Source organism: Mycobacterium sp. NGS49, from assembly GCF_059812565.1.
This window is the reverse complement of record NZ_JCALCX010000008.1, coordinates 80,558-92,533: the sequence shown is the minus strand read 5'-3', so window position 1 is coordinate 92,533 and position 11,976 is coordinate 80,558. Positions and strand designations below refer to the sequence as shown.

The 11,976-nt window shown below is 61.3% G+C and carries 14 protein-coding genes; 9 read left to right on the top strand and 5 right to left on the bottom strand.

Annotated features, from left to right (window positions below; genetic code table 11):
* Nucleotides 1–30 precede the first annotated feature (30 nt).
* A complete protein-coding gene (locus AC5Y7D_RS10335; protein ID WP_033719507.1) occupies nt 31–639 on the top strand; it encodes a TetR/AcrR family transcriptional regulator in 609 nt (202 codons plus the stop codon).
* A gap of 95 nt (nt 640–734) precedes the next feature.
* Here AC5Y7D_RS10335 and AC5Y7D_RS10330 read toward each other — a convergent pair whose 3' ends face one another.
* Nucleotides 735–1,247, bottom strand: a complete 513-nt coding sequence (locus AC5Y7D_RS10330; protein ID WP_033719506.1) for a YkgB family protein — start codon at nt 1,245–1,247, stop codon at nt 735–737.
* A gap of 408 nt (nt 1,248–1,655) precedes the next feature.
* Here AC5Y7D_RS10330 and AC5Y7D_RS10325 point away from each other — a divergent pair, with 408 nt between their 5' ends.
* Nucleotides 1,656–2,915: a molybdopterin-dependent oxidoreductase gene (locus AC5Y7D_RS10325; RefSeq protein ID WP_236723054.1), complete on the top strand. Its 1,260-nt coding sequence runs from the start codon at nt 1,656–1,658 to the stop codon at nt 2,913–2,915.
* A gap of 44 nt (nt 2,916–2,959) precedes the next feature.
* Nucleotides 2,960–3,493: a hypothetical protein gene (locus AC5Y7D_RS10320; protein WP_306420368.1), complete on the top strand. Its 534-nt coding sequence runs from the start codon at nt 2,960–2,962 to the stop codon at nt 3,491–3,493.
* Nucleotides 3,494–3,645: 152 nt separating this feature from the next.
* Here the strand turns inward: AC5Y7D_RS10320 and AC5Y7D_RS10315 are convergent, their stop codons facing one another.
* Together AC5Y7D_RS10315 and AC5Y7D_RS10310 are read right to left on the bottom strand one after the other, a co-directional pair.
* The gene (locus AC5Y7D_RS10315; RefSeq protein WP_033719530.1) at nt 3,646–4,422 is read right to left on the bottom strand and encodes a DUF427 domain-containing protein; all 777 of its coding nucleotides are present in this window, start codon (nt 4,420–4,422) and stop codon (nt 3,646–3,648) included.
* Between the two features lie 291 nt (nt 4,423–4,713).
* On the bottom strand, nt 4,714–5,250 hold the full coding sequence (locus tag AC5Y7D_RS10310; protein WP_033719505.1) for a carboxymuconolactone decarboxylase family protein: 537 nt from the start codon (nt 5,248–5,250) through the stop codon (nt 4,714–4,716).
* Between the two features lie 101 nt (nt 5,251–5,351).
* Between AC5Y7D_RS10310 and AC5Y7D_RS10305 the strand changes: the two genes are divergently transcribed.
* From AC5Y7D_RS10305 to AC5Y7D_RS10290, 4 genes are all read left to right on the top strand, one after another.
* Nucleotides 5,352–6,026, top strand: a complete 675-nt coding sequence (locus AC5Y7D_RS10305) for an RNA polymerase sigma factor (protein WP_225345393.1) — start codon at nt 5,352–5,354, stop codon at nt 6,024–6,026.
* Nucleotides 6,016–6,291 (top strand): zf-HC2 domain-containing protein, encoded by a 276-nt coding sequence (locus AC5Y7D_RS10300; RefSeq protein ID WP_033719504.1) that lies wholly within the window; start codon nt 6,016–6,018, stop codon nt 6,289–6,291. The genes AC5Y7D_RS10305 and AC5Y7D_RS10300 overlap by 11 nt, the downstream gene beginning before the upstream one ends.
* Before the next feature lie 357 nt (nt 6,292–6,648).
* Complete coding sequence (locus tag AC5Y7D_RS10295; protein WP_050594578.1) at nt 6,649–7,059, top strand: YHS domain-containing (seleno)protein; 411 nt, start codon at nt 6,649–6,651, stop codon at nt 7,057–7,059.
* A 270-nt stretch (nt 7,060–7,329) separates the two neighbouring features.
* Entirely contained in the window at nt 7,330–7,911 is a 582-nt protein-coding gene (locus AC5Y7D_RS10290; RefSeq protein ID WP_050594270.1) for a TetR/AcrR family transcriptional regulator, read from the top strand.
* Nucleotides 7,912–7,914: 3 nt separating this feature from the next.
* On the opposite strand, the gene AC5Y7D_RS10285 is transcribed toward AC5Y7D_RS10290, so the two are convergent.
* Nucleotides 7,915–8,466, bottom strand: a complete 552-nt coding sequence (locus tag AC5Y7D_RS10285) for an Mpo1-like protein (RefSeq protein ID WP_075545908.1) — start codon at nt 8,464–8,466, stop codon at nt 7,915–7,917.
* Nucleotides 8,463–9,371 carry an alpha/beta fold hydrolase gene (locus tag AC5Y7D_RS10280; RefSeq protein ID WP_080691824.1) on the bottom strand — a complete coding sequence of 303 codons (909 nt, stop codon included), beginning with the start codon at nt 9,369–9,371 and terminating at the stop codon, nt 8,463–8,465. Before AC5Y7D_RS10280 ends, AC5Y7D_RS10285 begins: the two co-directional genes overlap by 4 nt.
* A 630-nt stretch (nt 9,372–10,001) precedes the next feature.
* On the opposite strand from AC5Y7D_RS10280, the gene AC5Y7D_RS10275 reads away from it, so the two are divergent.
* Both AC5Y7D_RS10275 and AC5Y7D_RS10270 read left to right on the top strand, forming a co-directional pair.
* Nucleotides 10,002–11,237, top strand: a complete 1,236-nt coding sequence (locus AC5Y7D_RS10275; RefSeq protein ID WP_065140125.1) for an IS256-like element IS1512 family transposase — start codon at nt 10,002–10,004, stop codon at nt 11,235–11,237.
* Nucleotides 11,238–11,363: 126 nt separating this feature from the next.
* Nucleotides 11,364–11,831 carry a GNAT family N-acetyltransferase gene (locus tag AC5Y7D_RS10270; protein ID WP_033719501.1) on the top strand — a complete coding sequence of 156 codons (468 nt, stop codon included), beginning with the start codon at nt 11,364–11,366 and terminating at the stop codon, nt 11,829–11,831.
* The last annotated feature ends 145 nt before the right edge of the window (nt 11,832–11,976 follow it).

Here is an 11,976-nt window from a genome sequence, read left to right as displayed (position 1 = left end):
AAGATATTGTTGGGCTCTATACTCTGGCGTGTGTCAGCCTCCGAAGGGCAGCTGCGTGGGACGCGTGCACGCGATGCCATCGTGGATGCCGCCCGCCGTCAATTCCTTGAGGTGGGTTTTCGCCGCGCCTCCATCGAGTCAATCTCTGCGGCCGCCGGAGTCTCCCGCCCGACTGTCTACGCGCACTTCGCCTCCAAACAGGAGGTGTTTCGCACCATTGTCGCGCAACTGCATGACGACCGCATCCGCGCCATGGCCGATGCCGCCGTCCCCGACGCGCCAATCGCCGATCAGCTCTACGCCGTCCTGTCGGCGCGCTTTGCGCCGTTCGTGGCCCTGACCGCCTCGTCGCCCTATGGTGCAGAGCTACTCGACGAGAACAGTCGCACCTGCGGGGACATCACCCGTGACTCGCGTCAACGCTCCACGCGGCTGCTGCGTGAGCTCTTGGCCAACGCTGATCGTGCCGGAACCATCAACCTGAGCGACGTCGGTCTCACACCAGCGACCGCCGCCGACGTCATCTACGACGCCGCCCGAGGCGCCAAAGAAGACGCAACACTGACCGTGCAGGCCTACCGGCGCCAACTGAGCCGGCTGGTCACCGTCCTCGCCCGCGGCCTGGGTGCCGGCCGCTAACCACTTCGTTTGTGCCATGCGAGCGTTGACCGCAAGTTGTTGGCGCTGCCGAGCATTCGAGTGATATAGAACGGGCGGCCGACCATCGCCGTCGGTCACACAGTCTGTATCGACACCCTGGCCGATCGACGCTCCCAAGCGGCACGCAGCGCCTCACCCAGCGTCCACGTGGCCGCACCCAGCAGAGCAATGTCTTTGATCAGAAAGCCGCCGGTGTCGGTGAGCAACGGAACATATACAGACGAATTCTCGACCACGCCTGGGGTAGTAAACAAGAAACTGAGCGTCGACAGGAAAAGGAAGACGGCGATGGCACTGCCGGTGGCCGCGGCCCAGGCCGAGACCGGCCGGCTCGCGATCAGTACGGCGGCGGCGATCTCGATAGTGCCCAGCGCACTGGACAACCCCTGAAGGCTGAAGATGTTGTACAGCCAGCTCATCAGGGGTTGGTTGTTGATGAACAGACTGATTGCCTGGGCCTCCTGAATCGTGAACTTCTGTAAGCCGATCCAGGCCAGCGGAATGCACAGTCCGTAGCGCAATATGACTCCGCCGAGAGTGCTGATGACATCAGCAGCTTTTGCCAGGGGTGCGTGCGGAGTGTGCATCAGAACTCCATCCAAGAGGTTCGGTGAAAACGGGTCACCGGTTAGTGACCGCCAGAGTGCAGAGCGTTACACCGGTGCCAGACCCACGCCTGCAGCTGCCTATGGCTTCGAAGCCGCCGTGATCTGGTCGCAGTGACTCCGGGCAGAGGAGGCCAGAAAGTCGCCATCGATCTACAGGCTGCGGCGTAAGCGTACTGCACGGTACACTTCTGCTTGACGCAGTCAGAACGGTCGCCGACTACTGCCCAACACGAGATGAGGCTCGAGTCCGACGTGACGACCTCTACACCGCCCGAAGGCGATTCGACCGCTTCTCCAACTGGCCGCGCCGAGAATGGCGCTCCTTCATCGGCGCCAACTGGCGAACACGTCGAGGGATATGGCTTTCCCGCGGCGTTATGGCGGGCACTGGAAAAGCGTCCTCCGCCGGGTCTTTTGCTGATCAGGTGGCGCAGTCCACTACGGGGTCCGTGGCTGACATCGGTGTTCGGACTCATTCTGTTGGTCGTATTGCCTGTCGTCATCTTGACCGGTCTGCTGTCATACATTGCTTATGGCCCCCAATTTGGCCAGGCCATCCCGTTCGACGTGGGCCTACTCAAGCTGCCTACCTTCGACTGGCCCACCAGGCCGAGCTGGCTGTACCGCCTGACACAGGGCCTGCACGTCGGACTGGGGCTGATCATCATTCCCGTAGTTCTCGCCAAGTTATGGTCTGTGATCCCACGCCTTTTCAGCTGGCCTCCGGCGCGATCAATCGCCGCCATCCTCGAGCGCGTCTCGCTGCTGATGCTGGTGGGCGGAATACTGTTCGAGATCGTCACCGGCGTGTTGAACATCCAGTACGACTACATCTTCGGTTTCAGCTTCTACACCGCCCACTACTTCGGGGCTTGGGTCTTCATCGCCGGTTTCGTTGCCCATGTCAGCATCAAGTTCAGCAAAATGATGACCGGTCTACGCTCACGATCGATGCGAAGCGTCCTGGCAACCTCGAGAATTGACACGGTCCCGGAACCGTCCGATGAGGACGGACTGGTGGCGCGAAATCCCGATCCGGCGACTCTGAGTCGCCGCGGCATGCTGGCCGTCGTCGCCGGTGGGAGCGCGCTTGTCGGAGTGCTGAGCGCGGGCCAGACTATCGGGGGAGTCATGCGTCGCGCGGCGGTGCTGCTGCCACGAGGACGTAGCTACGGCACGGGCCCAACTGATTTCCAGATCAACCGCACCGCAGTTGCCGCAGGGATCGATTCGAGGTTTACCGGAGCAGACTGGCATCTGCGACTCGTCGGCGTTGGCGATATAGCACTGGATCGCACGCAGCTGGCGGCGATGCCGCACCACACGGTGAAACTGCCGATCGCTTGTGTCGAAGGGTGGTCGACAACGCAGGAATGGACGGGGATCCGGCTCGGCGACCTCGCGGCGGCGGTCGGACTTCCACGGCCTGGTTCTGCACTCGTGTCATCGCTGGAACGTTTCGGAAGCTTCAATCACGCTGTGCTGCAAAGTAATCAAATCGTGGACCCGCGATCGCTTCTGGCGTTCCAAGTCAACGGCGCCGACCTTTCGCTTGACCACGGTTATCCGGCACGAATCATTGTTCCGGCTCTTCCTGGTGTGCATTGCACCAAGTGGGTGTCTTCTATCGACTTCCGGACGACATGATGCGTTACCTGCTAGGTGTGGGACGACGACTGTACGGTGAGCGATTGCTGCACCTCATCGTGTTGCTCTCCGCGCTGGCACTTGGGGGTTACGCAGTATCAATCCTCGGCCTCGAAGAACTTTTCAACCGGAGAGTTTGGTGGCAGTCGATCGCTGTCTGGTTCGCTGTCGCCATCATCGCTCATGACTTGGTCCTGTTTCCGCTTTACGCGATGGCGGAACGCCTGATCCCTGCGAGATCATTACCGAATGGGGCCGTTCGTCATCGCTCGGTACGCGATATTTTGATCGTCAATTACATCCGCTTACCCACCGTGGCAAGCGGGTTGATCCTCTTGCTCTTCCTGCCTGGCATCATCGAACAAGGGGCGTCGACATATCAGATGGCGACAGGGCTGACTCAGGCGCCGTACTTCTCGCGTTGGTTGTTGCTGACTGCCGGGTTCTACCTCGTGAGCGCAATCTGTTTCGTAGTGCGGGTAGCGCTGACCAAGCCGGTCGCCGGCGAGAACGTTGAGGGCGACGATGTTCGGGTGCCGGTAAGTGCCGACGGCCGGCGAACCGACAATCCGCAATGAATTCCTCACTTCGCGCACCAACACGAGCATGTCATGTCTTTCGACGCACAGAAGGTCGAGTACTTACCTAAGCTACCGAAATAAATTGTTGCACAGAATATCTCATCGTTTATATGAAAGCACCGAGTTGAGGAGAGGGTTCGCGGCGTCAGTCACCCAAAGTGTGTGCTGGGTCGCGACAGCAGCGCTTGGTCGACGTAGATGTCTAGCTTCTCGTTGTAGAACGCGACCATCCCGGCGATTTCCACGACGGAGATCGTAGGATGCCGATATGTCCAGGCCAGATCCGGGTGAAGACGCTCTCCGATCTCCACCGACCAATAGCCTGAGGTGATCCCCTTATACGGACAAATGGTCTGTGTTGGACTGGGCTTCAGATGCGAGAAGTCGATGTCGGTGCGGTCAATATAGTAGCGAGTAGGTAAACCCGTCTCGAAAAGTAGTACAGGACACTCGGTTTCCGCCAGTAGGACATCGTCGAGTTCGATTCTGACGTGACGGTGCGAGCGTAGCGCATCCACCCGGACATACGGGCTGCGCGGGTGGCCGATGAGCGGTTGGTCCTCCTCGAACCAGTCGAGCGCGTCCCAGTCGAAGCGGAAACTCCCCGCGAGCGGACCGGTATCGTAAAGGCGCGCAGCAGACTTAACCGTGCGGTTGCCGTCTGCCAGCGAGAACAGCCGCGAGGACCCTAGCTGGAGTTTCTGGGTGTGCTGCTCGTCGACCAGGCACAACGTGTCGACGTCCTCGATAGGCACGTAGTACTGCGGGTAATACGCCACCTCCCAGACGTAGTGGGCCGCCTTCGTGTCGAATACCAGGATCCCGTTGAAGTAGCCACGAACCCGGCGTGGGACCGGTTCGATGCGCCCACGGTCGGCCGCCATCTGAGGGTAGTCCCGGTGCGGATTAGTGGATTCTGGAATCATCACAGCTCCTTCGGCTGGCTGGGAATGGTCGTGACGCGTTGATGGCATGGCGCAGAACCTCGGTACTCGAGACCGAACCCGCCGATGAAATATTCGTTGGACCACCTAGCGTTTGAATGCTTCGGGGTGCATCGCGGCCACTCAAGCGAGGCTGTTTTCAGACGAGATAACGGGCCTCACTTCGCGTCGGCTCTTCTTTCTGTACGTAATGGTACAGTGCTGGTCCTGACCCACAACGCCTCGGCTCGACGAAGCCTGCCAAGCAGATGCTTCGTCGAGCCGAGGCGACGATCACGCTGACACGACAGGGAAGTCGATGTCGGTGTGGGCGACATTGTTGAAGTAGTTGGTCAGGACATTGAGCCCTACGTGGCCAATCACTTCGGCGATCTCAGCGTCGCTTGCGCCGGCGTGACGTACGGCGGCAAGGGCAGAGTCATCGATCTGTCCGCGGTGTTCGTTGACAGTCACAGCAAACGTGAGAAGTGCTGCGGTCTTCGCGTCGTCGGCGTCGCCCTTGCGCGCTGCGGCCACCTGCTCAGCGCTGAGGCCGGCGACCTTCTGCCCGAGGTAGGTGTGCGCCGACAAGCAGTAGGAGCACGCGTTGGATTGGGCGATCGCGATGGCCAATCGTTCGCGGGTGGACCTGTCGAGCGTGCCGCGGTCGAGGCCGCCTGCCAGGCCCAAATAGCCGTGCAGCAGCGCGGGGCTGTGTGCCATCGCGCGGGTCAGGTTGGGGACTGCGCCCATGGCTTTCTTGACCGCGGATAGGGCCGCTGCTTGGTCGGGAGCCGCAGTGGCGTCGGTTACGAGGGGCAGGTTGCTCATGATGTTCTCCTTCAGCGGGTGAATCTTTCGGGAACCGCGGCGCAGTTGGCGCAGCGGATACTGTGTAGTGACGATCGTGTCCGATTCCGTTACAGCCGCAGATGAAGGAGTTCGATACCGAGGTGGTGGTCGAAACGCGGACGGTTCCTGACGATCGGTGGAAAACCGAGGCCGATCTGATTACGGCGCTGAAAGCCGGCGATGCACAAGCATTTAGCGCCCTTGTCGAAACCCTGCACGCTCCGTTGGTGCGGATGGCCAGCGTCTATGTTCACGCAGCGATGGCCGAGGACGCAGTGCAAGATGCATGGCTCTCGGTGGTGCGGTCCATCGGTAAGTTCGAAGGTCGCGCGAGCCTCCGCACGTGGATCGTGCGCGTCGTCCTCAACCGTGTGCGCAGCCTCGCGCGGGGTCAGTTCAATACGGTGCCGTACGCGACGGCCGGGCCCGAAACCGACGTGCGGCCGTCGGTTGATCCGGATCGAATGGCCCATCCTGAACTCGGAGCACACTACTGGCGTGATGTGCCTGGCCGGTGGGACCTTTTACCCGAGCAGCGGCTGATGTCGGCGGAGGTTCGTGCGGTGGTACTTGATGGGCTGCGCAGGCTGCCGAGTGCTCAACGTGAGGTGGTGTCGATGCGTGACATCGAGGGCTGGTCGAGCGAGGAGACATGCGAGGCGCTCGGCATATCAGCGGCGAACCAACGTGTGTTGTTGCACAGAGGCCGCGCCGTACTACGCAACTTGCTGGAGGTGTACCTCGATGAGCGCTGACGACGCCTTCATCGCTAACGACTTGCGCATTGCCTGCGCGGACGCCGTCGCGTTGGTCACTGATTATCTCGAAACGGCCCTAGTGGCAACAGACTTGGCTCGCTTCGAGCAGCACACGAGCCTGTGCGAAGCGTGCAGAGTGTACGTAGACCAAATTCGACGGACGATATGGATTACGCGAGCGGCGCGGCAGGAGTCGATCGAGATCCGTCCCACCAACTTCGACGCGCTGATGGACGAGTTTCGCCGACATAGTCACGACTAGCGAATGACGGCATGCGCAACTCACCCGAGTCAGTTGGCGGCCTGGTATATACGGCAGAAGCGCCGATAGATGACCCATCTGTCGAAGCGCTACCGGAGCGATTGACGCGGTTGCCGACCGATCGGCGATTTGCGGCTGACGAATCCCAGCGGCAAACACGATTCTCACAGCAACGCTTGAGTGGTTCACGAGAGGCCGTCGGTCGGCCCCCGGGAAAGTTGCCGTCACCGGAAGGCGACTGAAACTTTGTGGGTGAAGTTGCTCGATGGTTGTAACGGGGCGGGGGTCTTTGATGTCTAATCTCTGCTCGTCGCAGTTGGGCGGCGAGTCCGAACAAATGAACGGAGAAAGAGATCCATGTCCACCCACTCGCGCGCCCTCGTCAACATTGCCGGGGCCAGCGGCTTCGCTCTCGACGGCTTTGATCCGGTCGCTTTTGTCACTGACAACGAGCCCGTCAACGGTGATCCGAGCATCACCGCCGAGCATCACGGCGCGCGCTACATGTTTGCCACCAGCGCACACCAGCAGATGTTCAACGCCAACCCGGACAGGTACGTCCCACAGTTTGGCGGCTTCTGCGCATTCGGGGTCTCGGTGGGCGCCCTGTTCCCGGCCGACATCATCAACACCTGGGAGGTGCGGGACGGCAAACTCACGGTGATCTTGAACGCAGGCCTCCGCAGCGAGTTCGATAAGGATTATGACGGCAACCTGGCCAAGGCCGACGGAAACTGGCCCGGCCTAGTCGGCGAGCACGGCAAGTAAGCAGAGGTAACATCTGGCCGGGCTTGGCGGACGTTCGACATGCGAGGGTCTGCGGTCCGCCAAGTCCAGCCCCAGATGTCCTTCGCTCGGCCGAAACGATGGTTGCCCATGAGACAGTTGCCCACGAGACGGTTTAGGGCACGGGATAGGCCGGTCGTAGTCCATCGGCGGCCATCGATAGCGCTACCGTCATTGCTTGACCTGTGTGTTTGGCTTCCAGTCATAATCGACGCCAAGTTTTGACAACACTCGCAGACATTGTAGGGAGCCATGGCATCGTTTCAGCAATCTCAGCCCGCGCGGCGCGCCAGTGCTGAGCGCACGCGGCGTCGGCTCATCGAGGCCGGACTGCGCATGGCGGAAGTCACCGGCTTGAATGACATGAGCGTCAATGCTGTAGTCCAATACGCAGGCGTCTCAAAGGGAACATTTTTCCACCATTTCAGCGATCGTGGGGCATACCTCGTGTCGCTGCACCGTCACTTCCACGACGCAATGTTCGAGCAGGTGCGGTCCGTGGCGACGACGTTGCCCGCCGGCCCGGACCGTCTTAACCGGATGGCTACGGTGTATCTGGATTACTGCCTCGAGAATCACGGAGTGCGCGCATTGATCCTAGAAGCCCGCGGTTCGCTGGCGATCCAGGATGAGGTGCGAGCGCGTTCGAAGCTCAGCGCAGCGTTCGTCGCGACGGACTTTGCCGCCATGGGCTGGCCGGAGCCCCAGCGAGCGGCCGATTTGTGGGTCGCCGCTGCCGGCGAGTGCGCCCTAATCGAGTTGGAGGCAGGCGGACCCGACCTCGCGACTCGTCGAACACTGCAATATGCGTTCACGCTTCCTCGGCAGGAATGAAGTTCACAGATCCCGGCAAGGCGCGTGCTCAAGACGGTCAACGTCGGAGTCCTCGCCAGAGCTCGCGCTCGCTGAACACATAGCCGGATCACTCCGGCGCAGCGCGGGAAACACCTCGGCAACAATCATCACCGGACCAAGCAACAGATTTTCTGGCCGCCGGGTGAACTGCGGGGCCCTTCGTTCGAAGAATACATGTCCGACGAACTGGACCGCCCACCCAGCTACAAACGTGGCCGCGAAACTCGTTACAGCATAGGCTGTTTCGCACTGGGTCGCCATGGCGTCCGCTATTCCGCAGGAGATCGTGCTAAAGGCGAGGAAGCCTATTCCGGCACGCACAGACCAGCGCGTTACCACCAACGAGGCCGCTGCTACTGCGACGGCCGCCCCGTTGATCAACGTGGCTGCGCCGTGATCAGACATCCGTACCAGGCTGAGCATGCCCAGCGCCGAGATTGCGATCATGGGAATACCGATTGCATGCAACGCCCGATTGGCCGGTGAACGGTGAATCGATTCGTACGACGCCATGATTCTGTTGAAGTCCGTCATTGCCGTTCCTGTACCGTTTCGGCGATGAATTGAGCGAACTCTGCAGCGAATCGGTCGGGTTCCTCCATAAAGGCAGAATGACCCGCGTTAAACTGCGTGACCCGCCTGCGGCGGAACGTCTCAGCGGCGGCTCTGGAACGACGCCACGACACAAATCGGTCTCGTTGGGCCCACGCCAGCCACACCGGCGCCGCCACGTGGGGTGCCAGCGCCCGGAGATCGGCGTCAGGCTCGCCAAAACCGCGCCACGCGTCGGCCAGCAGAGGCGCAGCGGCGCTCCCGGCGCTGATGATGTTGCGACGTTGCTCCTTGGCCGCCGCACGCGGTAGGACGAGGCATCGATAATAAAAGCCGAAAGCTGCTGGGAACCATTTGGCTTCGCGCGCGCCCGCTTCGAAGAACCAGGCCATCAGCGAGGTGGCCAGCCGAGCGGTCCGATCGACCGGCGCCAGTCCACCGGCATTGCATAGCACGACCGCCGCGAACGCCTCGGGCACGGTTGCGGCGGCAATAAGCGCCGCCGCACCACCGATCGAGTTGCCAACAACGATCGGACGCGTCAATTGGAGCCGATCCACGACCGCCAGTGCAAGTTCGGCGAAGTGCTGGGGGCGCATGGGTCGGCCGTCGTCGGGTGAGTGGCCGTGCCCCGGCCAATCGACTGCCACGATTTCGAAGTGGTTGCCTAGACGGGAAGCCATAGACGCGAAGTCTCCGCTGCCGTGACCTATCGCGTGCAGACACAACACTGGTACGCCGTGACCCCACCGCTTGATGGCTACGGATGAGCCACAGGCGTCGATGATCTCGACTGGGCGCGCTGCGCCCACGGCAGCTTTCAGAGCAATGCCGGCTGCGAGTCCTCCGGAAGCGGGCCGCGCGCACCTGACCGACTGCCGATTCATAAAAATTCCTTCCCACGCGTTCCCTAAGTGACCGACCAGTCGGTCACTATTCCAGGTCCCGCAAGCTCGCGCAACTGGCCCGCTCCTGCTTTCGGGTCACGCCGGGGACGCCTAAAGGCGGTTCGCGGGGTTAACTCTTCCCGCTCGACGAGGGCAGGGGCGAGGCTCCGCTGTCGCCGCCGACCACGTAGTCATGCAGCCATCTGCGTCGGGTCGAAAGTGGAAGGCTTTGGTCGCCGCGTCGAGTCGGCGCCTGAATAGCACTGCGGGTATTTCGAGCACGGAAGCGTAACGGTGCTCGGCTGCCTGCAACGCTGGGCAGCAGCAATCAGTAATGCAAAGTTCCGGCCTCGGGAGGATGGCAACAGCAACAACGAGTTGTACTGTTGAGTCTAGTCTCTGCTTGCCGTCGATCGTCTCCATCGAAAGGAACATATTGCCCTCTGTAGCAAAGGAACACGCCGCTGCTGCGCAGCAGAGCGGACACGTTGTCGCGAGGTTGCGTCCACGAAAGTGGTGTACGAGTCGGGCCGTGAGGTGAGGACCGGCGTGTCGTAGCCGGCTAGTAAAGGGTCATCGCGTGATTCTTCGAGAGACCGACCAAAGTCACTAGAGCAAAGGATCGACGCGATGACCGCTGCCCACGATATCGACCTACCCGCACTGTTGGCTGAGCGACTCACCACCACCCACCCTGATGTGTTGCGCGAACTGCTGGCTACCTTCATCCACACGCTGATGGGCGCCGAGGCTGACGCGCTATGCGGCGCGGCCTACGGTCAGCGCAGCAGCGAGCGGACTAACTCTCGTAACGGTTATCGGCATCGCCAGTTCGATACCCGGGCAGGCAGTTTGGATCTGGCGATTCCCAAGCTGCGCCAGGGGTCCTACTTCCCGGACTGGCTGCTGGAACGCCGCAAACGCGCCGAGCGGGCCCTGACAACTGTGGTGGCCACCTGCTATCTGCTCGGGGTCTCGACCCGGCGGATGGACAAGCTGGTCGAGACCCTCGGGATTACCGGCTTGTCGAAGTCGCAGGTGTCGGTGATGGCCAAAGAACTCGACACTGCCGTGGAGGCTTTCCGCACTCGGCCTCTTGATGCCGGCCCGTATACGTTCATGGCCGCCGACGCTTTGGTACTCAAGGTCCGCGAGGCCGGCCGCGTGGTCAACGTGCACGCGCTGATCGCGGTGGGCGTCAACGCTGAGGGCTACCGCGAAATCCTGGGCATCGACGTCACCACCGCCGAAGACGGTGCGGGCTGGTTGACGTTTCTGCGCTCGTTGACCGCGCGCGGCCTGTCTGGGGTGGCGCTGGTCACCAGCGACGCCCATGCTGGACTGCTCTCAGCGATTGGGGCCACCTTGCCCGGGGCGTCCTGGCAGCGCTGCCGCACCCATTACGCCACCAACCTGATGGCCATCACCCCCAAGAGCTCCTGGCCCTGGGTCAAGACCCTGCTGCATTCGGTGTTCGATCAACCCGACGCCACTTCTGTTGCTGCACAATATGACCGGATCATCGACGCGCTTTCCGACAAGCTACCCAAGGTCGCTGATCACCTCGAAGCGGCCAGGTCCGACCTGCTGGCCTTCACGGCTTTTCCTAAGCAGATCTGGCGTCAGATCTGGTCCAACAACCCCCAGGAACGACTCAACAAAGAAATCCGCCGCCGCACCGATGTCGTCGGGATCTTCCCCGACCGCGATGCTCTAATCCGCCTCGTCGGCGCTGTGCTGGCCGAACAACACGACGAATGGGCCGAGTCACGGCGCTACCTGGGTCTCGACGTCCTCAGCAAATCCCGCCTGACCACCACCACACCAGCAGAACAGGAGGACAACCCCGCGGCACTAACCGCATAAGTCACGACATCGAAGAATCACACGACGACGTCGTACACCACGTCCCTGGACTTGACCTGTCGCGACTCGGCCTCCGAGATGGTTAGCGGCCGCGCCGACAAACTATGTGACACTTCGTTACTCACGATGAGCTCTCTAGTGCGCCCGATCCGGCGTGACGACGTTGCCCAAATCAAGCGCATTGTCGAGGCGGTCGGTCTGTTCCCGTCGACGATGCTCGAGAAGATGATCGAGCCCTACTTCACACGACCCGACAATCGGCAGATCTGGATTGGACACCAAGCCGGTCAATTTCTTGCTGGCTTTGCGTTCTGCGAACCCGAACGAATGACAACCGGTACGTGGAATGTCCTCGCAATCGGTGTCCTGCCGCAGCTTCACGGGCGAGGCATTGGCGCTGAACTCATGGGTCATCTCGAGCGGTCTCTCGCCGATGCTGGTGAACGCATTCTGCTAGTCGAGACATCATCGCTTCCGGAGTTTGAGCGTGCCCGCCGCTTCTACCGCACGCTCAATTACACTGAGGAAGCACGCATTCGCGAGTTTTACGACGACGGCGACGACAAGATCGTCTTCTACAAGCGCCTCGGCTGACGCCCATCAACGGGTAACTGGAGTGACTCGGGACAGCTACGCTCTGTGACTCCGCCCCACCGCTTCCGGCCGCGAGGACGATTTGGATGCCTCGGCGCGGTCGACCTAGTCTGAGAACTCACCCTTACTATCGTGTGTCTCGCCA